Here is a 23,778-nt window from a genome sequence, read left to right on the forward strand (position 1 = left end):
CCCGCTCACTGGTCGCTGTCCTGCGCACAGGCAGCGTTCCGGAGGCCAGCAGTGGGCTCCGGGCTGTACTCCGCTAGGAGCGCCGAAAGTTGTGTCCTGTCCTGGCTCAACCGCTCTCGCTGACTTCAGCGTTCTCGGTCGCGCGGTTCCACGCCTCGCTGTAGACCCGCAGCTTTTCCTCGTTGTGTAGCACCGTCCGCTCACCTGGGTGTGTCCCCGGGACAGATATCGCTCGATGGCCGTGGCGTCCGCGCCCTGACCGCTTTTCCGATCGGCTTCCGGCGCAAGGCACTTCACAGGCTTTGGCATCCTGAGCGTGCAGACAGCCCTCCACTACTACGACGGACTGTCCCACGCACGGGGTTCGCGTGCGTCGGCCCGAAGCAGGCCGACGCACGCGATCTCTGTTGTGCCCTACGCCCGGGTCCGCAGGACGAAGTCACGGACCGCTGCCGCGAACACCTCGGGCTCCTCGACGTGCCCCATGTGCCCGCTGTTCTCCAGCACCAGCAACTGTGAGTCGGGGATCAGCTCGTCCAGTTCGAAGGCCCAGCGGGGCCCGCAGATCACATCGTGACGGCCCACGATCACCAGCGCGGGCGGCTCCAGCCCCTTGAGGGCGGCGCGATCGTCGATGACTTCGGGGACGAGGTCCTCGTCCAAGCCCGAGATGTAGGTCGCCCGGACCGCGTCACGGAAGGGGGCCAGCCGCTCCTCGTTGCCCCAGTAGTCGGCGAAGTAGGAGGGCAGCACGCCCCGTGCGACCGCCAGGGTCTGCTCGTCGCTGGAGATGTCGGCCATGGCACCGAACGCGGCCAGGACACCGGGCAGTCCGGGGTGGCCCGCGTGCTTGGCGACGAACGCCTCCACCATGCGGCTCGCCTCGGCGCCGTGCTCGGCTCCGGTGACGGGGGCGCCTTCGTACAGCACGACGCCCGCCACCTGCTCGGGGCGGTGCAGGGCGTGATAGGCGGCCACGAAGGCGCCGTGCGAATGCCCCAGCAGATGCACCTTGGACACGCCGAGCCGGTTGATCAGTACCTGGAGGAAGCGGCTGTAGCGCTCGCGGGTGTAGCCGTGCGGATGTGAGGGCAGCCGGCTGTCCTCGGCGGTGCCGACGGGTTCGACGTAGACCATCGTCAGGTGCTCTTCGAGGGCGGGCATGCGCAGGTAGTCGTAGATGATGCCGGGACCACCGGAGTGCGCCACGCACACCGGGCCGCGGCCGTGGACGTGATAGCGCTGGACGATTCCGCCCGTCCGGTAGGAATGGGTGCCGGGGGCGAGAGGGTCGGTGTGGGCGGTGGATGTTCTCATCGGGATCTCCGTAGGTCCGCAGGGGCAGTGACACCGACAAGACGCTCCGGAATCCGAGAAGTTTTATCGCCGTAATGTGATCTGGGTCATGTTGGCGGGGTGTGGAGCTCGCCCCGGGACTCAGCCGCGGCAGGCGCAGGCGCAGGCGCAGGCGCAGGCGTCGGCTTCGGGCGTGCCGCATGGTAGAGGGAGACCCGGTCGAAGCGGCCGCCGTCCAGCGACATGATCCAGGCGACACCGGGCGGGCAGTGATCCGGGTCGTCGGGCGGGCTGACCAGCTCCATCTCCCAGACGACCAGCGACCGCCCGGCCACGACGTGCAACGGACGCTGGCGCACCCCCGCCGAGAGATCCCCGTCCATCCCCGCCAGCAAGAGGCCGGCGCCGCCGAGCCGTTGGCCTCCGGCCAGCAGCGAGACCTCGGGGGAGTAGCGGTCCTTGACGACCTTGTCGAACTCGCCGCGCTCGGCGGCCGCGAGCGTCTCGCGCGCCTCCTGCCAACTGGCTTCGGTACGACGTGACACGTCGTCGTGGGCCGAGGCCGCGGTGGCGGTGAGGGCCTGAGCGAGGGCGCCGCGCGCCTGGCTCAGCCGGCTGCGCACCGTGCTCACCGGAACCGCGCAGGCCTCGGCGATCTGCTGGTAGGAGGTGACCCCAGTGGAGAAGTACCGCAGGACGAGCGGCAGACGCAGCGTCGGCGACAACGCCTCGACGGCCTCCCACACCCAGTCCCGCAACGCATGGCTCAGCAGGACCTGTTCGGGCGTGGCGCCGGAAGCAGGCAGGGGGACCGCCTCCATGGGCTCGACCCGCCGGGCGGCCCGCAGCAGTGTGCGGCAGCAGTTGCGTACGACCATGCGCAGCCAGGGCCCCACGGCTTGCGGATCGCGGACGTCCACGATCCGGCGCAGTGCCACCAGCGCCGCCTCCTGCATGACGTCGTCCACGTCCGGGCCCGGCCCCAGCAGACTGAGCGCCACCGCACGCATGCCGGGCCGGTGCCGCTCCAGCAGCAGGGCCAGCGCCGACACGTCGCCCGACTGCGCCGCCCGGGTCAGAGCCGCGTCCTCCGCCAGCCCGGCGTCTGCGGGTATCCCGTTCATACCTTGTCCTCCCGGCCACGACACGTGTCTTCGACCCCAACCGCTGCGCGGGACCGGGGCTCAGTACCAGTGGTTGGCCTGCCAGAACGCCCACGCCTCGCACGGGCTTCCGTACACACCGTTCATGTAGTTGAGGCCCCACTTGATCTGGGTGGCCGGGTTGGTCTGCCAGTCGGCACCGGCCGAGGACAACTTGGAGCCGGGCAGCGCCTGGAAGAGGCCGTAGGCGCCGGAGGAGGCGTTGACGGCCTGGTAGTTCCAGCTGGACTCGTGGTCCACGATGTTGCTGAAGCACTGGAACTGGCCGCTCGGCACCATCTGAGCCGCCATCTCCTGGATCTGCGCGACGGTGTAGGAGCTCTGCACGGGGAAGCTGGAGGAGTCCCGGGAGGCCGCTGCCTTGGCCTCGGCACGCTCCTTGGCTTCCTGCGCGGCCTTTTCAGCGGCTTCCTTCTTCTCGATCGCCGACTTGGCGGCCGCCTTGCGAGCCGATTCCTCGGCGCCCTTCTTGGCACTCGCGTCGGCCTGGATGGCCTGGACGTTGGCCTGCTGCGTCAGGGACGCAGTCTGCACCTGGGCCTGCCAGCCCGCGGGTATGTCCGCGAGGAGCGTCGAATCGGCTGCTGCCGCCTCAGCATCGCTCGTCTGCGCAGCGCTGCCCGAGGCGACGCCGACGACGCTTCCGACAGCGGTGACCGCGGTGGCGGAGGCCACTGCGAATCCCCGGACCGACATGAGGCTCACGCGTTTTCCTTCCGATGCGTCCGTGGGGGAGTACCGCGACTGTGGCGGACAGACTCGTCTGCCCGGCCTGGCAGTTGGAACACTCTGTCGTCCTCGGGCAGGCCGCGCAAACGTTTGAGCAGGTGTGAATGCTCACACGCCTGATATCGGCCGAGCGGCCCAAAAGACTGAACCTTCCGACCGGCTCGACACGTGTACGGACAGGCCCCACCCACCTCGGTCGGCGGCCGTGACGCGGAAAGGCTGGTCCTCTGACATGTCCAAGGTATTCACGAAATCCTTCGAAGTCCGTTGGGACGACGTGGACGCCAACGGCCATCTGCGCAACACGAGATACCTGGAGTACGCCGCCTCGGCCAGGCTCGGGCTCCTGATGGAGGCGGGCTGGAGCCCACGGGTCGTACACCAGGCAGGTCTCGCCCCCGTGTCGCTCGGTGACGAGGTCCGCTATCTGCGCGAGGTCTTCCCGGCCGAAGTGGTCACCGTGGCGACCCGCGTCATCGGGCTGAGCGAGGACGGATCACGCTGGCGGTTCGAGCACATCCTGACGCGCCAGAACGGTGAAAGGGCCGCCGAGGTGCGCACCTTGGGCGCCTGGATCGACCTCGACGCCCGCAAGATCATCGCACCCCCGGCCGACCTGCGGGCCCTCCTCGAATCCGCCCGCACCCCCGACTGCCAGAACCTCACCTCCAGGTCCTGACGATCCGCTGTGGGTGGGGCGGCCGCCCTCATGTCGGGGAAGAGCAGGAGGATCACCACCCCGTCCTGCGCCCAGGCCAGCCAATGAACACCCTGGCGCAGGAGTTCTTCTCTGGGGCAACGAGGCCGAGGGCACGACAGGTTCACAGGGAAGAGAGGCAATCGGCCTCGACGGCTTGTTTCCACACTGTTTGTCCCCTACGACCTCACGCAGACCGGAGTACCGCTGACGAACGACCCGACGACGCCTGGTTCAGCACCGCTCGCGGCACCACTCCCGGACACCGCCCGACAGCGTCGGCACGTGGAGTTCCTCGCCGCCGAGCCGCGCAGTCGGCTGCGCGCGCCTTCGGGCATGGAGCGCGCCGAGGCGTACGTCCATGACGAACTGACCGCCGCGGGCTGGCTGGTGGAGCGGCGGCCGTTCGACGTGCGCTGGCAGATCGGTTCGACCGACCGGCACGGCCACCGCACGCTCGCCCTCAAACCACGCCTCCACCGGCGCCTGCGCGGAGCGAACCTCATCGCCTCGCTGCCCGGGACCGGCACCGGCCCGGGCGTGGTGGTCGGCGCCCATCTGGACAGCGTCAGCGGCAGTCCGGGCGCCGACGACAACGCCTCCGGCGTGGCAGTTCTCCTGGAGACGGCCCGCCTGCTGGCCGAGGCGCCCGTGCCTGCGCGCGTCGTCCTGGCCGTGTTCGACATGGAGGAACTCGGACTGATCGGGGCCCGTCAGGCAGCCCGCGAACTGGGCCGGGACGGCGGCGTACGGGGAATGATCTGCCTAGAGTCCGTCGGCTACTTCGCGGACGCCGCCGGCACGCAGAAACTGCCCGTCGGCTTCGAGCGAGTGTTCCCCGAGGCGTCCGCCGCGGTGCGGGCGGGCGGCCACCGAGGTGACTTCACCCTCGTGGTGCACCGGCGCTCCTCGACCGCGGCGGCGCGGACATGGCAGCGGGCCGCCGCGGCGGCCTCCCCGTCGCTCCCGGCCCTGCTGCTGCGGGACCCACGGCCCGACGGCCTGCTCGGACTGCTCATCGGGCTGGCCGTACCACCCGCCAACCACCTGGGACGCAGCGACCAGGCCCCGTTCTGGAACCGTGGGATTCCCGCGCTGATGCTCACGGACACCGCGAACTCCCGCAATCCGCACTACCACCGGTCGACGGACGTGCCGAGGACCCTCGACTACGACCGCCTGACCGCTGTCACCGAGGCCACCGCCCTGACCGCCGCGTCGTGGCCCGAGGCCGGACGCATGACACGCTCCAGGCGCCGGCGCTGAACGCGATCAGTCGCAGTGGGCCCGCGGCCCCTGGAGCAGACCCGCGGTCGCGGCGTTCCAGTCGATCTCGCTGAGCTCGTCACCGGCGGGCACCAGCTCATACGTGTAAGCCAGCCACTCCGCCAGCGGCGGTACGGACAGCTCGAACAGGGCCGCCGTGTCCCGGGAGGTCAGCTGCAGCCGCGCGGTGGCACGGTCCGCGGAGTGTGACGGCCAGATCCGGACGTCACCGAGACCGCTCACTGAGGAGAGCCCTTGGTGGAGAAGATCGCGGCCGATCCGCCACAGGACGCGTGGGCCGCCTTCGATGGCCAGCTCCACGGACACGACCCAGGGAGCATCCGGGTCGAACCGGAACTTCGCCCGGACGGCCTGCCGGGTGGCGAGGTCCAGCACGCGCTCGATGTCCAGGACCAGCTCAGGGCGACCGTCCGAGGCGATTCGGCGGGCCTGTCGATCTGGTTGGTTGCCGCTCATGACGAGTGGATCCCTCTCTGTGGCAGAAGCTGGCCCGATCCACTGTCGTCGCCGTAGGAGCGACGTACATAAGTAACTTGACCGGCCAACTTCACCGACTTCGGCGCCGAGCGCGGTGCCGGGCGGTCCTCGGGCGCTACTCCAGACGGAGCCGTGTCCACTTGATGGCGGCCTGGCCGGGCGCCCCGCCCCGGGCTGTCCGGCTCTGCCAGACGCCCCGGGCCATGAACATTAAGTCATTCGACTGTCGCCCCTGACCTGCGCCTGAACGATCCTGAAACGGTCGCCCGTGTGCCGGTGCCGGGTGGTCGTCGTGCTCGGAGGAAGCAGCCGTGAACCGTACACCCGTCGTCTTCATCCATGGCGCGTGGCTGCACGCGCTGTCCTGGGAGTCGTGGGCGGAGCGTTTCGCGAGCCGGGGCTTTCTCGCCCTAACGCCGGGCTGGCCGGGGGAACTGCTCACCGTGGGGGAGATGCGGAAGTCCTCCGACAAGCTCACCGACGTCGGCCTGGACCTGCTGACGGACCACTACGCCAAAATCGTAGAATCGTTCGATATTGCGCCGGTGGTCATCGGCCACTCGGTCGGCGGACTCATTGCCCAGCACCTCATTGGCGCCAACATCGGCCAGGCCGCGGTGGCCATCGCCCCCGCCCCGGTCAACGACATCGCGGTGCCCGCCCCGCCGACCGGGCTGTGGCTCCCCGGCCAGGCGGACGACGGCGATCCCTCGGTGTCCGATCCCTTGGTGTCTCTGTCCTCGGAGCAGTTCCACCGCTTCTTCGCGAACACGGTCACCGCGCAGGAGTCCGCCCGGCTCTTCGAACGCTATGTGGTGCCGACGCCCCGACGGCTGCTCGCCGACCTCGGGTGCGCGGGCTCGGCGCGCAGCCCGCGCGCCGTGGCGGACGTCGGCAACGCGGACCGCGGCCCGCTCCTGCTGATCTCGGGACAGGAGGATCTGCTGGTGCCCGACGCCGTCACGCGCGCGGCGTACAAGCAGTACGGCGACTCTCTGGCCGTGACCGACCTGAAGCAGTTCGCGGACCGTGCGCACTCACTGATCATCGACAACGGATGGAGATACGTCGCGGACTACGTGCTCGGCTGGCTCGACGAACGCGGCCTGCGGGCACACCCCCTTTAGGAACCCACTCACACGTTCTGGTCGTCGGGAACCTTGCCCAGTGCGTCGCGCAGGGCGGCGCGTGAGGTGATGCCGAGCTTGGGGAAGACGCGGTACAGGTGTGAGCTGACCGTTCTCGGCGACAGGTGCATGCGTTCGCCGATCTCTTTGTTGGTCAGGCCGCTCGCGGCGAGGTTGGCGATGCGGCGTTCCTGCCAGGTGAGTTCGGCGAGTTGAGTGGTCGCGCGGGTGGCGAGGCCGGAGACGCGCAGTTCGGCGTGGGCGCGTTCGGCCCAGGTGGCCGCGCCGAGGCGTTGGAAGGTCTGGGCGGCGAGGGTGAGTGAGTGCCGGGCGGTTTTGGGGCCGTGGGTGTGGCGTTGGCGGATGCCGTGGGCGAGGTGGATGCGGGCGAGTTCGTAGGGGAAGTGGTGGGCGTGGGGGTGGGTTTGGGCTTGGTGGTAGTAGTGGTCGGCTTGGGTGGGGTCGGGGGTGGTCATGGCGAGGGCGCCGTAGGTGGTCAGCGCGAGGCGGGGGGAGATGTGGGGGAGGCCGGCGTGGTGGGCGGCTTGGGCGTGTTGGTGGGCTTGTTGGGTGCGGCCGGTGTGGAGGGCTGCTTCGACGAGGTCGAGGAGGGTGCGGGGGGCTTGGTGGGCGTAGGGGTGGAAGGTGCCGGGGGGTGTGATGCCGATGGCGTGGAGGTAGGCGGCTTCGTAGTCACCTTCGGTGAGGGCGGCGGTGGTGCCGATGGTGTCGGTGATCTGGGTGAGGAAGCCGATGCCGCGGGGGCGGGCCCAGGCATCGACGGTGGCCTGGAGTTCCCGGGCGGGCTCGACCTGGCCCCGCAACGCCGCCAACAACCCCAGATAGGCATGTGTGTGGTGGACGAACAGCGCGTGATTGTGTGTGGTCGTCAGCTCCAGGCACCGCTGCCCGGTCCGCTCGGCCTCGTCCCACTCACCCACCGCGATCTGGTCCAGCATGATCAGATGCAGCATGGTCATGGCGTCGGCCACGGCGCCCGTCTCGATCTCGCGGTCCACCGTGCGCTGCAGATACGGCCGGTACTGGCTGAGCGTGTCCACGTGATAGGCGGCGACAGCCAGCCGTGTGACGTCCCACGGCTCCAGCGAGTGCAGGTCGGCGAAGGCCCGCTCCAGCCGCTCGTGCACCCCGGCGCCGCGCAGGACCACGTCACCCCACGCGTCCTGGTAGATGCGCGAATGCGAGGGCACCGCGTCGCCCAGGCCGTCCAACAGCTCGTGGACCCGCAGCCACCACGCCTCGTCACTGCCGTACTGGCTGATGGCCAGCAGCAGATCGATCAGCCGCGTGAGCACCTCGTCCGGCCCCCGGACCCCGCGGTCGCGCATGCTCTCGATCGCCGCGAAGACCTGGCGCTGCGAGGACCGGATGTCCCCGTCTTCGAAGAAGGCGACATAGCCCGACGCGACCACCGAGTCCGGGGAGCCGTCGGTGTCCGCGCCGGCTCCCTCGCGGACCAGCTGCCGTGCCTGGTCCAACCGGCCCGAGTGCCCGGCGATGTAGGCCGCGCTGCCCAGCCTGCGGGACCGGTTCTCGCGGCTCTCGCTCAGTTCGGCGGCGCGGGTCAGCCAGGCCACGGCGGCCACCGCGCCGCCGCGCCGGGTCGCGGACTCGGCCGCCGCTTCCAGGGCAGCGGCGACCTCCTCGTCCGGGTCGATGGTCGAGGCCGCCAGATGCGTGGCCCGGCGTTCGACGTCGTCACGGTGCACATCGGCGAGTACGGCATGCGCCGCACGCCGCTCGTTCGGAGTCGCCGTCTGCACCACCGACGAACGCACCAGCGGGTGCCGGAAGACGAAGTCACCGCTCAGCGGATCGACCTCCAGCAGCCCGGCCGTCACCGCCTCCTCGGCGTCCCGCATGCGATAGCGCCCGCCCCTCGCCTGACCGGCCGCCGTACCGGCCCCGACGCCGTCCAGGGCACCGCGCAGCAGCTCCGCGCGGACGGCGTCGCCCAGGGCCTTGATCCGGGCGCCGTATACCTGTTGCAGGCGTTGCGGCAGGGGGATGCCGGTGTATCCGAAGGACTCCTCGGGTGCGCGCCCCGTCCGGTTGCCACGCACATACGAAGGCAGTTCCAGCAGGGCCAGCGGATTGCCCTGAGCTTCCCTAAGGACCAGGTGGCGGACGTGGGCGGCGAGCTCGGGGTGGTGCATGTCCAGCATCTGTTCGGAGGCCTTCTCCGACAGTGTCGTCACTGCCAGCTCCGGCAGCGCGGCGGTGTCGAAGCCCGAGGGCACACCGGCCCGCAGGACGACGACGAGCTTCACCGAGCTGCCGGTGAGCCGACGCCCCACGAAACCGATCACCTCGGTGCTGGAGGCGTCCAGCCACTGGCCGTCGTCGAGCACCAGCAGCAGCGGATGCTGCGAGGCGGCCAGGGCGAGCAGGTCGAGGACGGCGATGCCGAGGGTCATGACCGACGGGGCAGTGCCCTCGCTCCTGCCGAAGACGGCGTCGAAGACCTTGCGGTGGACCTCGTCCAGCCGGTCGATGTAGGACAGCAGTGGATACAGGAACTGGTGCAGACCGGCGAAGGGGAGCTCCGACTCGGCCTCCACTCCGGCCGCCCGGATCACCCTGTGCTGCTGGGACGCCGCGAGCTGCGACACATGCCCCAGCAGCGCGCTCTTGCCCACACCCGAGTCACCCCGCAGCACGAGCGCCCTGCCCCCGGACGCCGCCACGAACGCGGACAGCACCTCCCCCTCGCTGTCGCGTCCGACCATCGCCCCGACCACTGACTCCACCGTCCCCCACTCCCTTCCCCGATGAACCAGCCCGGCCCGAACGCTCTCGCATCCAGGCGCATGGATCACGCCAAAACATGTGTGAGGGTACGTCGTTGTCCCTCCCCGCCGTGGTGGCAGGTGTCCCCGCGGCCGGCCGCCCGGACTCGAGGGCGGTGCGTGCCCGCAAACCGTTGTCGGACGGCTGCGCAGGGGACAGCGCGGCCGGTGGAGGCCCGGCGCCCTCGGTGCGATCACCGCGACAGCGAGCGGCCGTGCCCGTGATACGTCCGACCGTCCGCCCTTCACACCTCACGCAGAAGACTAGAGGGCACGTGGGACTCCGTCATCCGGTATGGCCGAAAAAGTTCTTGTTGTACGGCTGGCCCCACACCCGGAGGTGTCGTCTGTAGGGATAGCCCCACGACCGACAGGTATCCGGACCACACCGGCACCTCACAGGGAGCGGGTGTGTACCTTCTCCCACGAGACATGTTTCGGCGGTGCGACGGCCCCGGACCACGAGGAGGACCACCGACATGAGCCACTCGGCCCGCGCGTTCTGGCTGCGCTCACCGGGCCACGGAGAGATCCGTGACCTACCGCTTTCCGAGCCGGGCGACGGTGAGATCCTGGTGCGCACGCTGTGGTCGGGGATCAGCCGCGGCACCGAGACGCTGGTGTTCCACGGCCAGGTACCCCGCAGCCAGTGGGACGTGATGCGGGCGCCGTTCCAGGACGGCGACTTCCCCGGCCCGGTGAAGTACGGCTACCTCAACGTCGGCGTCGTGGAGGAAGGCCCCGCGCACCTGACCGGACGGCCGGTGTTCTGCCTGTACCCGCATCAGACGCGGTACGTCGTCCCGGCCGCCGCCGTCACCGTCGTACCGGACTTCGTGCCCGCCGAACGCGCGATCCTCGCCGGTACCGTCGAGACCGCCGTGAACGCCCTGTGGGATGCCGCGCCCCTGGTCGGCGACCGGATCGCCGTGGTCGGCGGCGGCATGGTCGGCTGCTCGGTGGCGGCCCTGCTCGCCCGGTTCCCCGGTGTGCGGGTGCAGTTGGTGGACACCGACCCCGCACGGGAGCGCACCGCCGCCGCGCTCGGCATGGAGTTCGCCGCCCCGGGCGACGCACACGGCGGATGCGACCTGGTCGTGCATGCCAGCGCCACCGAACAGGGTCTCGCCCGCTCCCTGGAACTGCTCCGGGCCGAGGGCACGGTGGTCGACCTGAGCTGGTACGGCGACCGGCGCATCACCCTTCCGCTCGGCGAGGGCTTCCACTCCCGCCGCCTCACCCTGCGCAGCAGCCAGGTCGGAACCGTCTCCCCGGCCCGCGCCGACCGTACCTACGCCGACCGGCTCGCGCTCGCCCTCGAACTCCCCGCCGATCCGGCGCTGGACGCCCTGATCACCGGCGAGAGCCGGTTCGAGGAACTCCCCGAAGTGATGCCGGGCCTGGCCGCGGGCGACATCCCCGCGTTGTGCCACCGCATCCGGTACGCGAACTGAACCGGTCGTACGCAGCCCCCCGTCCGGCGCGGCGACTCAGACACATGTGAGCTAGGCTCACACGTATCTACCTGTACATGTGTACGGACGCAAAGGCGGGCCCGATGGGCGCCCGCTGGGGAGCGAGATGACATGGACTGGGCCGACCGAGCGTTGTGCCGGACGCAGCCGGACCGGATGTTCGTCGAAGGCACCGCCCAGAACGAGGCCAAGACCCTGTGCCTTAACTGCCCGGTGCGGCTCGACTGCCTCGCCCACGCCCTCGACCACCGCGAGGAGTACGGCGTGTGGGGCGCGATGACTGAGCGGGAGCGCCGCGCGCTGCTGCGCCGGCGTCCGGCCGTGACGTCGTGGGCGGAGATCTTCCGGACGGCCCGCGAGGACGCCGCGCTGATCAGCCTTCCCCGGCCGGCCGGGGGCCGCAGCGCCTGAACAACCGGTTCACACATGCCAGTGGCGCGGCTCACGTGAACCACGGCCCGTGTCACACACGTCCCAAAGGTGTGTGACACCAGAGCGGGAAGAAGCTGATGCACGATGAAGGACGGCGCGACCGTCTGGCTCCCCTACCACCGAAACAAGATCCCCGGCCTGCCTGACGGCTCTCCTACGCCTACTGGGACGGAACCGGCCCGCTGCCCGGCGACCCCGCACACGTCCGCTTCCTCGTCGGCATCCCGGCGCCCGGTGCCGAACGCGTCCTGCGCCGGCCGGGTGCACGGGGCGGCAAAGCTGCCCGCACTGCTGCCCACGGTGGACGCCGTGGTGCTGTGCGCGCCGCTGACCGACGGCACGCGCGGCATGTTCGGCGCGGACGCCCTGGCTCTGCTGAAGGACGGCGCCCTTCTCGTCAACGTCGCCCGCGGCGAACTCGTCGACACCCGAGCGGTGGTCCGGGAGGTACGGGAAGGACGGCTGCGCGTCGCACTCGACGTCACCGACCCCGAACCCCTGCCCGCCGGACACCCCCTGTGGAGCCTGCCCGGCGCGCTCATCACCCCGCACGTGGCGGCGTTCACCGATGCCTTCCCCACGCTGACCACGGATTTCCTACGACGGCAGCTGCACCGCTACGAGCGCGGCGAGGAACTGCACAACGTCGTCGTCACGACAACCCCGGCCGAAGGAGGCGAGCAGGCTGCCTAGGCCCACGACACCCACCTACGGCGACCACCCACAGCTGCTCGGACCCCACACCCGCCTCGCGCAGGTGTTCGCCACCTTCGAGTCGGCAGGGCACACCGACCCGGCCGGGGCCTGGCAGACCCTGACGGGCACCTGGAACTGGGCCGCGCCCCTGCCGGCCGCCGTGTGCCACACCAAACTTCCCGGGAGCGACCGCCCGACCGACCCCCGGCGGCTTCACGCTTTGCGGACTGTGGCACCTTCCCCCGTACGAGGAAACCGGGCCCTGGCTGACCCTGCCGCTCCCCGTGACGGGGACCGGCGAACCCGACCTCTTCGTCGTCGCCTCGAAGGCGCTGCCCGAGGAAAGCGGGACTGGGACCGTGATCCGCCTTGATGACATGTATGTCCCCGCCGGCTTCGCCACGCACTCGTCGGGCGCACCGCTGCGCGCCGGCGACGCGGCGTTCCTCTGGACGGCGGTCACCGCCCTGGCCCTGGGCACGGCCCGCCGTATCACGGACGTACTGGCCGCCCCGTATGCGGGCGGGGCAGCCAGTACCCCTCATGTACCGGCACCGTACGCCGCCGCGGCCGCCGACGTCGCCGCAGTCCTGCACGACGAGCGGCTGAGCCTGACCGCAACCCTGCGGGACACCCCCTCCGCCCGGCAGGGCCTGCCAGCAGCCACCGAGAAGCGGCTCGCCGCGCACGTCCCACGAGCCGGGAGGGCCGTCCAGCATGTGGTCGCCGCGGCGTACGAACACGCGCTGACGGCAGACTGGAGCGGCGGCCGGCACCCCCTGGTGAGCCTGATCGAAGCCGGTTCACCGACACTTCAGCAGGCGCGCTACACGACGGAGCTTCTGCTGCCCCGCGACAGGACCTCCTCGAGGAAGGCTGAACACGGTGACGACCGCCGCATATCAGGGTGAACCCGGATCCAACTCGGCGACCGCCGCGCGTGCCCTGTTCCCCGAGGGCCGCGAACTGCCATGCACGAGCTTCGAACAGGCTCTGGACGCCGTGACGCTCGGCGCCGCCGACGTCGCCGTGATCCCGGTCGACAACTCCGCGGCCGGACGCGTCGCCGACGTACACCATCTGCTGCCGGAGTCGGGGCTGTTCATCGTCGCCGAGTACTTCCTCGCCATCCGCTTCGACCTGATGGGCGTGCCCGGCGCGACCGTGGACCAGGTGGAGTGCGTACGCAGCCACGTGCACGCGCTGGGACAGTGCCGCAAGATCCTGCGGGAGGGCGGCTGGCGCACCCTCGTCAGTGACGACACGGCGGGAGCCGCCCGCGAGGTGGCCGAGCTCGGTGACCCGCGGCACGCCGCGCTCGCCCCGCCCGCCGCGGCCGAGCTCTACGGCCTCGACGTGCTGCGCCCCGAGGTCGAGGACGACCCGGACAACACCACACGGTTCGTCGTCCTCTCCCGGGACGCCGCCCTGGCCCCGCACACCGGGGAGCCGACGATGACGAGCCTGTTCTTCTGCGTGCGCAACATCCCCAGCGCGCTGTACAAGGCGCTCGGCGGCTTCGCCAGCAGCGGCGTGAACCTCACCAAGATCGAGAGCTACCAGATCGGCGCCGGGCTCAACGCCAGCCGCTTCTACGTCGAGATCGAGGGCCACCCCGACGACGAGCGCGTCGCCCTCGCCCTGCACGAACTGCGCTTCTTCTCCTCCGAGGTACGCATCCTGGGCGTGTACCCGGCGCACCCGCACCGCGCGGAGAGCTGACGACGGGACGGGTTTCCCCGCCGCCGTCGCCATGGGCGTCGGTGAACCCCTCACCGGGACGGCGTAGCTGCCCGCCCCGAAGGTTCACACCCGACACATGTGCCTGGCCGTCGACACCCGCCGAGAGACATGACCTGGTGGAGAGCGGCCCGTGGCCAACCTCCTAAGGTGTGAGTATGACTCAGCACCGCAAGGGCCTCGTCCTCGACTTCGGTGGTGTGCTGACAACACCTCTGCTGCCCGCCGCGCTCGCCTTCGAACGACGCGACGGACTCGCCGAGGGAACCCTGCTCACCGGCCTCTACCTGGACCCCGAAGGGATCCGGCTGACCGAGGAACTGGAGCGCGGCACACTCACGCAGACCCAATGGAACGAGGCGGCGGCCGGACGACTCGGCATCTCGCCGGACAACCTGATGGGCCGTATCTTCGCCGACCTGCGCCCTGAGCCCTCGATGATCGCCGCGGCCGCCGCCGCCCGCCGGGCGGGCATCAAGGTCGGCATCCTCTCCAACTCGGTCGGCCTGACCCCGTGGAACCTGTACGACGGCTACGACGTGGAGAAGCTGTACGACGCCCTGGTGCTGTCCGAGGTCCACGGCACGCGCAAGCCCCAACCGGAGATCTTCCGGCTCATGTTGGAGGAACTCGGCCTGACGGCCGAGGAGTGCGTGTTCGTGGACGACACCGAGCAGTACCTGCCGCCCGCGGCGGAGCTGGGCTTGGCCACCGTCCACGCCGTGGAGCCCGCGAAGACGGTGGCCGCCCTGGAGGCCCTGCTCGGCATCCCGTTGACAGACGAGGACATGAACGAGGAGCCGGACCGGGTCACCCCTTGAGGAGACACTTGTGAAACTCGGCCTGGCCCTGCCGGCCTTCGGCCCCGACGCCCGCCCGGAGGGCATCCTGCGCGTCTGCCGTACCGCGGAGGACATGGGATACGACTCCCTGTGGACCGGCGACCGCGTCCTCGCACCACGGGTGCCGACCGCCCCGTACCCGAGTTCCACCGGCGAGATGCCACGCGCCTACGAGAACCACATGGACCCCTTGGTCGCCCTGACCTTCGCCGCGGCCCACACCACACGGGTCCGACTCGGCACGAGCACGCTGAACGGCCTGTGGCAGCCGCCGCTCATGCTGGCCCGGTCCCTGACCACCCTCGACGTCCTCAGCCAGGGGCGGCTGATCGTGGGCCTCGGCCTGGGCTGGATGCCCGACGAGTACACCGCGGTCTCCGTGCCCTGGAAGGGCCGCGGCGCACGGCTCGACGAGACCCTGGACGTCGTGGAGGAGTACTGGGCCAACGACGTCTTCGCGCACGAGGGACCGCTGTTCACCATCCCGGAGACCGTGGTGGGCCTCAAGCCGAGCCAGCGGCCCGGACCGCCCGTGCTGCTCGCGGCATTCACTTCCGGCGGACTGCGGCGCATCGGACGGCGGCTCGGCGGCTGGCTGCCCGCGGCGATGCCGCTGCCCCATCTCATGGGCATGTGGGACGTCATCCAGAAGGAGGCGGTGCAGGCCGAACGCGACCCGTCCGCCCTGCGTATGGCGCTGCGCGTCAACCCCGAGCTGACCGACACGAAGACCGCCCCGGACCGGATGCCACAAGCGGGCACCCTCGCCCAGTACGTGGACTATGCGCGGGCCGCCGCCGAGGCGGGTGTACACGAACTCTTCGTGGACTTCGGCCAGATACCCGCCACGCTCGCCGAACGCGTCGACCTGGCCGGCCGTTTCCTCGAAGGGGTCCGCCGGGGCTGAACTGCCGCCGTACCGTGGTTTTTACTCGAAAGCGGAATGTGTCGGCCCCCTTCTTGGTTTCCCGGAGCACTCACCCTTCGACCTCTCGACCCCTCGGCGCCGCCCGCACCCAGGGGCCGAGGCACGTCAGACGCACCGTTGGGAGAAACCTTGAAGCGCTCCACCGCCGGGAACGAGCAGCCCCGCCTCCGCCGCGTCCACCTGCCGGGTACCGTGCCGTCGCCCTCCCCGGCGGCCCCGCGCCCACGGGACGCGGAGGAAAAGCGGGAGGCCTCCGAGACAGACACGGCTCGGCAGGTCGTGGAATGAGGTGGGCGGCGGCGTCCTTGTGACACCGCCGCCGTCCGCGCCGACGGCTCTCGGCAACACCTGAAAGAAGGTGTTGCCGAGAGCCGTCGGCGTGTCAGGACGCCCCGAGACCGTTCAGCAGGGTGTCGACGACCACGTCGGCGGCCTGCCCCGGGCTCAGCTCGGGCAGCTGCCGGGACACCAAGTGCATCAGCTGCGGCAGCAGCGCGCTCGCCCACCCGTCCGGCAGGCCGGTGCGCAGGAGGCCCTCGTCGGTGGCGCGCTGCAGGAAGGTGTCGACTTCGTGGATGGAGGCGTCACGGCGTGCGTGGACGCTGTCGTCGGCGAGCATGCGGGTGAGGTCGACGGGCCAGGTCCGGTTGACGGCGATGATGTTCTCGACGTAGCGGTGCAGGGCGACCGCGACAGGGGCCTCACGCAGGCGCGCGTCCTCGATGGCGTGCTCGATGGCCGTGAGGCGGGCTTCGTAGATGGCCACGAGAAGGTCCTCGCGGTTGGCGAAGCGCCGGTAGACGGTACGCCGGTCGACACCTGCCTCGGCGGCGATGCTCGCGATGCTGGCGCCGGGATCGGCGGCGAGCATACGTGCCCCGGTGGTCAGGACGGCTTCCAGATTGCGCGCTGCGTCGGCTCTCACCGGCCCGAGTCTAATGCCGGAATGTGATGCCTGAGACATCTAACGCCTCTCGGGAGTAGAGCCACGCCCAAGAAGTGCTACAGTCAAGTGACAGATAAAGAAATTTCCGTCATTCATCTGTTCCCTTTACGGAAAGGCAACCTTCCATGTCGAAGGCATCCGAGTCCTCATCACCCAAGGTAGGAGGCGGTGTCGCCGCCGCGATGAGCGCGCTGATCCTGGCCGTCCTGCTCGCCGCCCTGGACCAGACGATCGTCTCCACCGCGCTGCCCCGGATAGCGCAGGATCTGAACGGGTTCGACGACATCGCGTGGGTCAGCGCCGCATACCTGCTCGCCTCGACCGCGGTCACCCCGCTGTGGGGCAAGCTCGGTGACATGTTCGGCCGCAAGCGGCTGTACCTGGCCTCGACCTCGATCTTTCTGATCGCCTCGGTGGCCTGCGGTCTGGCCCAGAACCTGCCCGAGCTGATCGGCGCCCGCGTCCTGCAGGGCGTGGGCGGCGGCGGCATGATCGTGCTGACCTTCGCCCTCGTCGGTGACATCGTCGCCCCGAGCGAACGCGGCCGCTACCAGGGCCTGTTCGGTTCCGTCTACGGCGTCGCCAGCATCGTCGGCCCGCTGCTCGGCGGTGTCTTCACCGACCAGCTGTCCTGGCGGTGGGCGTTCCTGGTCAACCTGCCCGTCGGCATCGTCGCCCTGGCCATCGCCGCGCGGGCGCTGCCCGCGGCCGCCCGGGGCGCCAAGGCCCGTATCGACTACCTCGGCGCGACCCTGCTGGCCGCCATCGCCACCGGCCTGGTCCTGGTCACCTCCTTCGGTGAGCGCTGGGGCTGGGGCTCGCCGGCCATCGTCGGCCTGATCGTCGCCACCGTCGCGCTGGCCGTGCTCCTGGTGCCCGTCGAGCGCCGCGTCGCCGCCCCGGTGCTGCCGCCGGCCATGCTCGGCTCCCGGACCGTGGTGTTCTCCTCGCTGATCGGGTTCTTCGCCAACGCCGCCATGTTCGCCGTACTGGTCTATCTGCCGACCTACCTGCAGATCGTCCACGGGGTCTCGGCCACCCTGTCCGGCATCTACATGCTGCCCCTGGTCGCCGGACTGGTCATCAGCCAGTCCCTGGCCGGACGCTGGGCCGCACACGTCGAGCTGCTGCGGAAGATCCTGCTGGGCGGGCTGGCCGCCAACCTCGCCGGGCTGCTCCTGCTGGGCACCATCGGCGCCGCCACCAACACCCTCGTGCTCAGCGTCTACTTCCTGATCACCGGTGTCGGCATCGGCATGGTGCCCATGGTCGTGCTGACCACGGTCCAGAACAGCGTGTCCGCCGCCGATCTCGGCGCCGCCAGCGCCGTGGTCACCTTCGCCCGCTCCATCGGCGCGGCCTTCGGTGTCGCCGTCTTCGGCACCCTCCTCAACACCGGCTTCGCCGACCGCACCCACGCCCTGCCGACCGCAGGCGGCTTCGACGCCGCCCGCCCCGACACCATCGGGCAGCTGCCCGCCGCCCTTCGCGACACCGCCCTGGACGCCTTCGCCCACGCCACCGCCACCGGCTACCTCTGGATCGCCCCCACCCTCGCCGTCGGCATCCTGCTCGCGCTCTTCCTCAAGCCGACCCGCAAGGGCGGCGAAGCGGACCGCACCACCTCCGACACCGCGGCCGCAGACGCCAAGGACGCCGTCCCCGCCGCCTGACCACCGAACCCCACGCGCCCTCGACCGGCCGACGCCCTCACGGGTGCCGGCCGGCGGCGTTCTACGGAGCACTCTCCGAAAGCCTCTTGAGCTGGGCTAGCCACAGGGAGTTCAGACGCTGCGCCCACAGCGGGGACGACACCTGGAGTGACTTGGCGGCGGGACCGCGGACCACGTTCTCCGTCACCACATGTGTGCCGCCCGCGACCGCGGTGAGCAGCCAGGCCTGATACAGCTGCACACCGGCACCAATGCCCGACCAGCCGAGCCGGTGCGGCGGCACATGTTCACCCACGAAGATCTCGAACCAGTGCCGGTGGAACTGCACCTCGTAGGTCCTGGGGAGCGGCCCGGCCCGCACCTCGGTGATGCCCGGGACCCACTCCGGCCACCGGGCCACATCAGTGAGCAGCGCGAAGGCCGTGGCTGGCGGGGCGTGCACGACGGCCTGCGCCTGGCAGAAACTCTGGGCCTGGTCGGGAGAGAAGCCCGACGGCCAGTGGATGTCCGGATGGCTCTCCGACGCGCCGGGCATCCGGATCCCCTCTCGTGGTGCGGGGCGGCCTCAGGAACGGCCACCGTCGAGGACGGACCGGAAGGACGCCTTTCCGCCCCACTCTGCGTGGCGGAGCGACACCTGACATAGGTCATATGACTTGGGGAACGACGAAGCCCCGGTTCCCTATTCGCCGCCATCCTTCGCGTCGAGCTGCGACAGCGCGTCCCGCAGCGCCGCCCGCGAGGTGATGCCCAGCTTGGGATAGATCTGGTACAGGTGAGTGCCGATGGTCCGATGGGACAGCAACAGCCGCTCGGCGATCTGCTTGTTGGTCAGCCCGGTCGCCGCGAGGGTGGCGATCTGCAACTCCTGCGCGGTCAACGCCACCGCGCCCGGACGGATGGCGGCCGGCGAGGACCGGCCACTGGCCCGCAGCTCCGCCGCGGTACGCGCCACCCAGGGCTTGGCACCCAGCCGCTGGAAGGCCTCCAGTGCCGAGGCCAACTGCTGCCGGGACTCCGACGTGGCCCGCAGCCGCCGTAGCCGCTCGCCGTAGAAGAGACGCACCCGCGCCACGTCGAAGGGCCAGCGCTCCGGGTCGGGCAGGGACAGCGCCTGCTCGAAGAGGGCCAGGCCCGCTCGGCCGGGTGTGGTGAGCGCCTCGCAGGCCAGCACCAGCATTTCCAGCCGGGGCGACAGCGCGGCCATCGACGACTCGCGCATCGCGGCCGCGTGCGCCGCGGCCTCCTTCTCCCGTCCGGTGCGGATCGCCGCCTCGACCAGGTCCATCGCGCCCCACATGGCGATCTGGACGTACGGGGCCACGGTCCCGGGCGGACTGAGCGTGCACGCGTGCTGGTAGGCGGTCTCGAAGTCACCGCTGCCGAGTGCGGCCAACGCCCGGGCGTGGCAGGCGAAGAACCGGGCCCCGTACGTCCCGCGCGGCATCGCCCACCGGACGATCTCCTCGGTCAGCGCGGCGCTGGTCTCCGCATCACCCTGCGCCGCGGCCACGGCGGCCTGGATGTACTGGAAGTACCAGGCGAAGAACCGGTAGTCGTGGTCCTCGCACAGGGTGAGCCCCTCGGCGGCCAGCTGGGCGGCGTCCTCCCACCGGCCCAGATGGAAGTAGTCCAGGCCCAGGTGCATCAGCGCACCCAGGTGTCGGCGCACGGGCGCGGTCCCGGCGCGGCCCTGCTCCACCAGCCGGCGCGTGGCCCACCGGAAGTCCCCGAGCCGGTCGGCGAAGACCGAGGCGGTGCCTACGCGGATCACCCGGGTGGGGTCGTAGCCGACCGTGGCGATCATGTCGGTCAGCTGGGGCAGCGCCGCCGCACCGGTGCGGGCCGGGTCGGCGAAGGTCTGGGTGATCACCCAGAGCAGCTCGGGAGGTTCGGGGGTGAGCCGGTCCATGAACGCGAACATCCGCTCCCACAGCTTCGGGTCACCGCCGTACCAGCACAGCAGCACCAGCAGGTGCAGCGCTTCGATGAGCCCCTCGTCCGAGGCGTCGTAGCCGTGCTGGGGCTGCGCGGACTCGATCGCGCCGACCAGCAGCCGGTAGGCGGTGTCGATGTCGCCGTCCCGGTTGATCAGCAGGAACGCGGACGCGGTGGCCGCGTGCAGTGACTGCTGTCCGACGGGGTGGACGAGCCGGGACTCGGCGAGCAGCCGTGTGGCGTCCTCGAGTTCGCCGCCGGAGTCCACGCCGACGTAGGCCGCCACGGCCAGCCGGCGGCTCTCGTCGGACGCGGCCGGGCTGAGCCCAGCGGCCCGGGTCAGCGCCGCCACGGCGCCGAGCGCGTCCCCGCGGCGCAGTCGGCGGCGCGCGGCCTCCTCCAGCAGGGCGGCGACCGTCTCGTCCGGGCCCACCGCCGCCTCTCCCAGATGCCAGGCGCGGCGCTCCGGCTGGTCGCCGAGCACGTCCGCGAGCGCCTGATGGACCTTTCTGCGTTCCGTGGCGGTCGCCAGCTCCACCACCGCGGAGCCGATCAGCGGATGCCGGAAGGACAACCGCCGGTTGTCGGCGGAGATCGTCACCAGCCGGTTCCGCTCGGCGGGAACCAGGTCGTCGACGCAGGCACGGCCCGCCGCGGCGGCCTCGACGGCGGCGAGGTCCCCGGTTCCGTCGAGGGCGGCGATCAGCAGCAACTCCCGGCTGTGCTCGGGCAGTTCCGCCACCCGCGAGGCGAACAGGGCCTGCAACCGCTCGCTCAGCGGCAGCACGGCCGGCACCGCCGCGAGCGTCGCACGCTGCTCGGCGGAGAGCACCGCCGGAAGCTCCACCAGTGCCAGCGGGTTGCCGCGCGCCTCGGCCGCGATACGACGCCGCACTGCAGGGGAGACGTCGGGGTGGGCGAGGGCGAGCAGTTCCGTCGACGACGCGTCGTCCAGCGGCTCAAGCCGGTGCTCGGTCAGACCACTGGACTCGAAGAAGCTGTCGGCGCCCTCACGGGAGGCGGCGAGGAAGCCGATGCGGCTTCCGACGAGCCGCCGGGCCACGAAGCCGAGCACGGCGTTGGTCGCCCGGTCCAGCCACGGCAGGTCGTCGACGACGAGCAGCAGCGGCGTACGGGCCGCGGTCAGCCGGAGCAGCAGCAACACCGCGGTGGAGGTCAGCAGCCGGTCGGGCACCGGCCCGCCCCCGATGCCGACCGCGACCCCCAGCGCGTCACGGTGGACGGGATCGAGGACGTCGAAGTCGTCGAAGAGGGGAACGAGGAGCTGGTTGAGACCGGCGTAGCTGATGTCCGCCTCGAACTGCACACCGGCCGCGTGCAGCACCCGGACGCCGTTGTGCGTGGCGCCGGTCGCCACCGCGTCGAGCACGGCGGTCTTGCCCACCCCCGCCTCGCCCGAGAGCAGCAGGGCCGCGTCCTGGACCTCGGAGTTGCTGAAGAAGGAGTGGATGAAGGCGAGATCCCCGTCGCGTCCGACCAGCCGTGTCGAGGCCGGGCAGACGGTCGAGTCCAGGTCATTCATCGAGCTGCCTCCAACGGCTGACGTGTGGAGGCCCGGTGCTGTCCGCCGACCTGGCTGCGCTGCACCTGGCTCCGTGCGGTCATGCGATCACTGCAGTCTAAAGGGCGTTCACGCCCTCGCCGGTCGGACAGAGGTCCGCTGGGGGCCTCTTTGCGTGAGCGGTACACAGAGCGTAGGGCTCCCCCTATGGTCCGGTCGTGAGGCGGTTCGGCATGCTGAGAGCATGTCCATCAATATCGTCGTCGTCGACGACGACCCTGGGTTCCGCCGCATCGCCGCGACGCTGCTGACGGCACGGGGCCTGCACGTCGTGGCGGAGTCCCAGGACGGCGCCTCGGCCCTGGCCGCGGTGCGGGCACATCGCCCCGACGGGCTGCTGCTCGATCTGCACCTGCCGGATGCGGACGGGCTCACCGTGGCACGCCGGCTCAGCGAGGAGAGCGACCGGCCGCGGATCGTGCTGACCTCCACCGACAAGTCGTTCTGGTCGCCGGAGGAGCTGGAGCGAGCGGGCATCGAGTCCTTCGTGGCGAAGGACAAGCTGTTCGACGCCGACCTTCGCGGTCTGTTCACACCCGCCGCGCCCTGACGGCCCGCCTACTGGCCGAGGTAGCGCAGCACCGCCAGGACCCGCCGGTGCTGCCCGGTGGCCGTCTGGTTGAGGCCCAGCTTCATGAAGATGCCGGTCACATGCCGCTCCACGGCGGCGACGCTCACGAAAAGCTGCTCGGAGATACCGGTGTTGGAGTGGCCCTCCGCCATCAACGCCAGGACCTCCCGCTCCTTCGGCGTCAGCGCGGCCAGCGGGTCCTGCGGACGCTTGCGTCCCAGCAGCGCCGCGATCACATCGGGGTCCAGGGCCGAGTCACGGGCCAGGACGCGCTCGACGGCGTCGATGAGGATCTGCGGGCTGGCCACCTTCTCCTTGAGGAGATAGCCGACCCCGCTCGGATCGTCTCCGACCAGGTCGAGCGCGTAGGAGGCGTCCAGGAACTGGGAGAGGACGATGACGGCGGTCTCCGGCCGGGTGGCGCGGATCTTCTGCGCGGCCCGCAGACCGTCGGCCTCCAGGCCGGGCGGCATCCTGATGTCGGTGATCACCACGTCGGGGCGGTGCTCCTCGGCGGCCCGGACGAGGTCCACCGCGTTGTCGACGGCCTCGACCACGTCGATGCCCGACTTGCGCAGGATGGCCGCGATGCCTTCGCGCATGAACGGCTGGTCTTCTCCGAGCACCGCCCGCAGTGGTTGGCTCATGCTCGGATCCTAACCTGCGGTGTGTCCGCGCCGAGTTGACGAGGAAGGGTGGCCGTCCTGGCGCGTGCGGGGCTCAGCGCGACACGGCGAGAGCGGCCAGGACGTCCTTGGTGGTGCCCGTCTCGGCGATGCGCGGGTAGATCTTGGCGATGGTGTGGTCGTGCGCCGCGCCGTCGGTGTCGGTGACGGCGTCGACCGGGACCGTGACATGGAAGTTCTGCTCGTGTGCGTCACGGACGGTGGACTCCACGCCGCTGCTGGTGGCGATGCCGGTGACGACGACCTGGGTGACGCCCCGCCAGCGCAGCCACTCGTTCAGGCCGGTCTTGGTGAAGGCGCTGCGCGAGTGCTTGGTGATCAGGTGATCGTTCTCGTCGGCGCCCAGCTCAGGGGCGAGTTCAGTCCACTCCGGGTCGGGGTGGGGAAGCTCGCGCCGAGGTCGTTGCGCCCGTCGGGGCCACCGGCGACGTTGACGAGAACGACGGGCAGTCCGCGTCGGCGAAACGCGGCGAGCAGCTCGGCGTTCCGGGCGAGGACATCGGCGGCGGGGTGCGTGAGGATGCCCTTCTGCAGGTCGACGACGATCAGGGCCGTCTTCGGGTCAAGGGCGGTGATCGGCATGGTCACTCCTGGCTGCGGATGGGATTACGACGTGACGAGCACGAATCACGAGGTGACAGGGATGGATGCTGTTCACACCTGTTTCATGTTTCGACGTTAAC

The 23,778-nt window shown here is 70.5% G+C and carries 21 protein-coding genes and 1 pseudogene; 12 read left to right on the forward strand and 10 right to left on the reverse strand.

Translation table 11 applies throughout. The annotated features are described in order from the left end of the window. Positions 1 to 414: 414 nt before the first annotated feature. The 3 genes from ACFY0T_RS47670 to ACFY0T_RS47680 all read right to left on the reverse strand — a co-directional run bounded on the left by ACFY0T_RS47670 (position 415) and on the right by ACFY0T_RS47680 (position 3,164). On the reverse strand, positions 415 to 1,317 hold the full coding sequence (locus ACFY0T_RS47670) for an alpha/beta fold hydrolase (RefSeq protein ID WP_388884887.1): 903 nt from the start codon (positions 1,315 to 1,317) through the stop codon (positions 415 to 417). An 86-nt stretch (positions 1,318 to 1,403) separates the two neighbouring features. Continuing rightward, positions 1,404 to 2,420, reverse strand: coding sequence for an RNA polymerase sigma factor (locus ACFY0T_RS47675; protein WP_388884889.1), 1,017 nt, complete (start codon positions 2,418 to 2,420; stop codon positions 1,404 to 1,406). A gap of 60 nt (positions 2,421 to 2,480) precedes the next feature. Then, the gene (locus ACFY0T_RS47680; RefSeq protein WP_388884891.1) at positions 2,481 to 3,164 is read right to left on the reverse strand and encodes a lytic transglycosylase domain-containing protein; all 684 of its coding nucleotides are present in this window, start codon (positions 3,162 to 3,164) and stop codon (positions 2,481 to 2,483) included. A 256-nt stretch (positions 3,165 to 3,420) separates the two neighbouring features. Here ACFY0T_RS47680 and ACFY0T_RS47685 point away from each other — a divergent pair, with 256 nt between their 5' ends. Both ACFY0T_RS47685 and ACFY0T_RS47690 read left to right on the forward strand, forming a co-directional pair. Continuing rightward, positions 3,421 to 3,867 carry an acyl-CoA thioesterase gene (locus tag ACFY0T_RS47685; RefSeq protein ID WP_388884893.1) on the forward strand — a complete coding sequence of 149 codons (447 nt, stop codon included), beginning with the start codon at positions 3,421 to 3,423 and terminating at the stop codon, positions 3,865 to 3,867. Between the two features lie 303 nt (positions 3,868 to 4,170). Beyond that, entirely contained in the window at positions 4,171 to 5,151 is a 981-nt protein-coding gene (locus ACFY0T_RS47690; RefSeq protein ID WP_388884895.1) for a M28 family peptidase, read from the forward strand. Between the two features lie 6 nt (positions 5,152 to 5,157). Here the strand turns inward: ACFY0T_RS47690 and ACFY0T_RS47695 are convergent, their stop codons facing one another. Beyond that, on the reverse strand, positions 5,158 to 5,628 hold the full coding sequence (locus ACFY0T_RS47695) for an SsgA family sporulation/cell division regulator (RefSeq protein ID WP_388884897.1): 471 nt from the start codon (positions 5,626 to 5,628) through the stop codon (positions 5,158 to 5,160). A 332-nt stretch (positions 5,629 to 5,960) separates the two neighbouring features. On the opposite strand from ACFY0T_RS47695, the gene ACFY0T_RS47700 reads away from it, so the two are divergent. Next, entirely contained in the window at positions 5,961 to 6,776 is an 816-nt protein-coding gene (locus ACFY0T_RS47700) for an alpha/beta hydrolase (protein WP_388884899.1), read from the forward strand. An 8-nt stretch (positions 6,777 to 6,784) separates the two neighbouring features. On the opposite strand, the gene ACFY0T_RS47705 is transcribed toward ACFY0T_RS47700, so the two are convergent. Further along, positions 6,785 to 9,526, reverse strand: a complete 2,742-nt coding sequence (locus tag ACFY0T_RS47705; protein WP_388884957.1) for an ATP-binding protein — start codon at positions 9,524 to 9,526, stop codon at positions 6,785 to 6,787. Between the two features lie 539 nt (positions 9,527 to 10,065). Here ACFY0T_RS47705 and ACFY0T_RS47710 point away from each other — a divergent pair. From ACFY0T_RS47710 to ACFY0T_RS47740, 7 genes are all read left to right on the forward strand, one after another. Next, on the forward strand, positions 10,066 to 11,040 hold the full coding sequence (locus ACFY0T_RS47710) for a zinc-binding alcohol dehydrogenase (protein WP_388884901.1): 975 nt from the start codon (positions 10,066 to 10,068) through the stop codon (positions 11,038 to 11,040). 132 nt (positions 11,041 to 11,172) lie between these two features. Continuing rightward, on the forward strand, positions 11,173 to 11,472 hold the full coding sequence (locus ACFY0T_RS47715; protein ID WP_388884903.1) for a WhiB family transcriptional regulator: 300 nt from the start codon (positions 11,173 to 11,175) through the stop codon (positions 11,470 to 11,472). A 105-nt stretch (positions 11,473 to 11,577) separates the two neighbouring features. Beyond that, a complete protein-coding gene (locus ACFY0T_RS47720) occupies positions 11,578 to 12,186 on the forward strand; it encodes an NAD(P)-dependent oxidoreductase (RefSeq protein ID WP_388884905.1) in 609 nt (202 codons plus the stop codon). A gap of 287 nt (positions 12,187 to 12,473) precedes the next feature. After that, positions 12,474 to 13,100 (forward strand): hypothetical protein, encoded by a 627-nt coding sequence (locus tag ACFY0T_RS47725; RefSeq protein ID WP_388884907.1) that lies wholly within the window; start codon positions 12,474 to 12,476, stop codon positions 13,098 to 13,100. Next, positions 13,075 to 13,911, forward strand: coding sequence for a prephenate dehydratase (locus ACFY0T_RS47730; RefSeq protein ID WP_388884909.1), 837 nt, complete (start codon positions 13,075 to 13,077; stop codon positions 13,909 to 13,911). Before ACFY0T_RS47725 ends, ACFY0T_RS47730 begins: the two co-directional genes overlap by 26 nt. 176 nt (positions 13,912 to 14,087) lie before the next feature. Next, positions 14,088 to 14,750, forward strand: coding sequence for an HAD-IA family hydrolase (locus tag ACFY0T_RS47735; RefSeq protein WP_388884911.1), 663 nt, complete (start codon positions 14,088 to 14,090; stop codon positions 14,748 to 14,750). A gap of 10 nt (positions 14,751 to 14,760) precedes the next feature. Then, the gene (locus ACFY0T_RS47740; RefSeq protein ID WP_388884913.1) at positions 14,761 to 15,678 is read left to right on the forward strand and encodes a TIGR03619 family F420-dependent LLM class oxidoreductase; all 918 of its coding nucleotides are present in this window, start codon (positions 14,761 to 14,763) and stop codon (positions 15,676 to 15,678) included. A gap of 403 nt (positions 15,679 to 16,081) precedes the next feature. Here the strand turns inward: ACFY0T_RS47740 and ACFY0T_RS47745 are convergent, their stop codons facing one another. Beyond that, positions 16,082 to 16,570 carry a TetR/AcrR family transcriptional regulator gene (locus ACFY0T_RS47745; RefSeq protein WP_388884959.1) on the reverse strand — a complete coding sequence of 163 codons (489 nt, stop codon included), beginning with the start codon at positions 16,568 to 16,570 and terminating at the stop codon, positions 16,082 to 16,084. 200 nt (positions 16,571 to 16,770) lie between these two features. On the opposite strand from ACFY0T_RS47745, the gene ACFY0T_RS47750 reads away from it, so the two are divergent. Next, on the forward strand, positions 16,771 to 18,318 hold the full coding sequence (locus ACFY0T_RS47750; protein WP_388884915.1) for an MDR family MFS transporter: 1,548 nt from the start codon (positions 16,771 to 16,773) through the stop codon (positions 18,316 to 18,318). A gap of 61 nt (positions 18,319 to 18,379) precedes the next feature. Here ACFY0T_RS47750 and ACFY0T_RS47755 read toward each other — a convergent pair whose 3' ends face one another. Beyond that, a complete protein-coding gene (locus ACFY0T_RS47755) occupies positions 18,380 to 18,853 on the reverse strand; it encodes an SRPBCC family protein (protein WP_388884917.1) in 474 nt (157 codons plus the stop codon). Positions 18,854 to 19,000: 147 nt separating this feature from the next. Further along, on the reverse strand, positions 19,001 to 21,799 hold the full coding sequence (locus ACFY0T_RS47760) for an ATP-binding protein (protein WP_388884919.1): 2,799 nt from the start codon (positions 21,797 to 21,799) through the stop codon (positions 19,001 to 19,003). Between the two features lie 223 nt (positions 21,800 to 22,022). Here ACFY0T_RS47760 and ACFY0T_RS47765 point away from each other — a divergent pair, with 223 nt between their 5' ends. Further along, on the forward strand, positions 22,023 to 22,388 hold the full coding sequence (locus ACFY0T_RS47765) for a response regulator (protein WP_388884921.1): 366 nt from the start codon (positions 22,023 to 22,025) through the stop codon (positions 22,386 to 22,388). A gap of 8 nt (positions 22,389 to 22,396) precedes the next feature. Here the strand turns inward: ACFY0T_RS47765 and ACFY0T_RS47770 are convergent, their stop codons facing one another. Together ACFY0T_RS47770 and ACFY0T_RS47775 are read right to left on the reverse strand one after the other, a co-directional pair. Beyond that, complete coding sequence (locus ACFY0T_RS47770) at positions 22,397 to 23,056, reverse strand: response regulator (RefSeq protein WP_388884923.1); 660 nt, start codon at positions 23,054 to 23,056, stop codon at positions 22,397 to 22,399. A 73-nt stretch (positions 23,057 to 23,129) separates the two neighbouring features. Continuing rightward, positions 23,130 to 23,677 (reverse strand): annotated as a pseudogene (locus ACFY0T_RS47775) (cysteine hydrolase family protein). Between the last annotated feature and the right edge of the window lie 101 nt (positions 23,678 to 23,778).

The organism is Streptomyces sp. NPDC001530 (assembly GCF_042894545.1).
Classification (GTDB): Bacteria; Actinomycetota; Actinomycetes; order Streptomycetales; family Streptomycetaceae; genus Streptomyces.

What these genes read in the sequence shown, in the direction of transcription:
- ACFY0T_RS47670 (WP_388884887.1), bottom strand. Translation starts at nt 1,317, where the DNA reads ATGAGAACATCCACCGCCCACACCGACCCTCTCGCCCCCGGCACCCAT.
- ACFY0T_RS47675 (WP_388884889.1), bottom strand. Translation starts at nt 2,420, where the DNA reads ATGAACGGGATACCCGCAGACGCCGGGCTGGCGGAGGACGCGGCTCTG.
- ACFY0T_RS47685 (WP_388884893.1), top strand. Translation starts at nt 3,421, where the DNA reads ATGTCCAAGGTATTCACGAAATCCTTCGAAGTCCGTTGGGACGACGTG.
- ACFY0T_RS47695 (WP_388884897.1), bottom strand. Translation starts at nt 5,628, where the DNA reads ATGAGCGGCAACCAACCAGATCGACAGGCCCGCCGAATCGCCTCGGAC.
- ACFY0T_RS47705 (WP_388884957.1), bottom strand. Translation starts at nt 9,526, where the DNA reads ATGGTCGGACGCGACAGCGAGGGGGAGGTGCTGTCCGCGTTCGTGGCG.
- ACFY0T_RS47710 (WP_388884901.1), top strand. Translation starts at nt 10,066, where the DNA reads ATGAGCCACTCGGCCCGCGCGTTCTGGCTGCGCTCACCGGGCCACGGA.
- ACFY0T_RS47715 (WP_388884903.1), top strand. Translation starts at nt 11,173, where the DNA reads ATGGACTGGGCCGACCGAGCGTTGTGCCGGACGCAGCCGGACCGGATG.
- ACFY0T_RS47720 (WP_388884905.1), top strand. Translation starts at nt 11,578, where the DNA reads ATGAAGGACGGCGCGACCGTCTGGCTCCCCTACCACCGAAACAAGATC.
- ACFY0T_RS47735 (WP_388884911.1), top strand. Translation starts at nt 14,088, where the DNA reads ATGACTCAGCACCGCAAGGGCCTCGTCCTCGACTTCGGTGGTGTGCTG.
- ACFY0T_RS47745 (WP_388884959.1), bottom strand. Translation starts at nt 16,570, where the DNA reads ATGCTCGCCGCCGATCCCGGCGCCAGCATCGCGAGCATCGCCGCCGAG.
- ACFY0T_RS47750 (WP_388884915.1), top strand. Translation starts at nt 16,771, where the DNA reads ATGTCGAAGGCATCCGAGTCCTCATCACCCAAGGTAGGAGGCGGTGTC.
- ACFY0T_RS47755 (WP_388884917.1), bottom strand. Translation starts at nt 18,853, where the DNA reads ATGCCCGGCGCGTCGGAGAGCCATCCGGACATCCACTGGCCGTCGGGC.
- ACFY0T_RS47760 (WP_388884919.1), bottom strand. Translation starts at nt 21,799, where the DNA reads ATGAATGACCTGGACTCGACCGTCTGCCCGGCCTCGACACGGCTGGTC.
- ACFY0T_RS47765 (WP_388884921.1), top strand. Translation starts at nt 22,023, where the DNA reads ATGTCCATCAATATCGTCGTCGTCGACGACGACCCTGGGTTCCGCCGC.
- ACFY0T_RS47770 (WP_388884923.1), bottom strand. Translation starts at nt 23,056, where the DNA reads ATGAGCCAACCACTGCGGGCGGTGCTCGGAGAAGACCAGCCGTTCATG.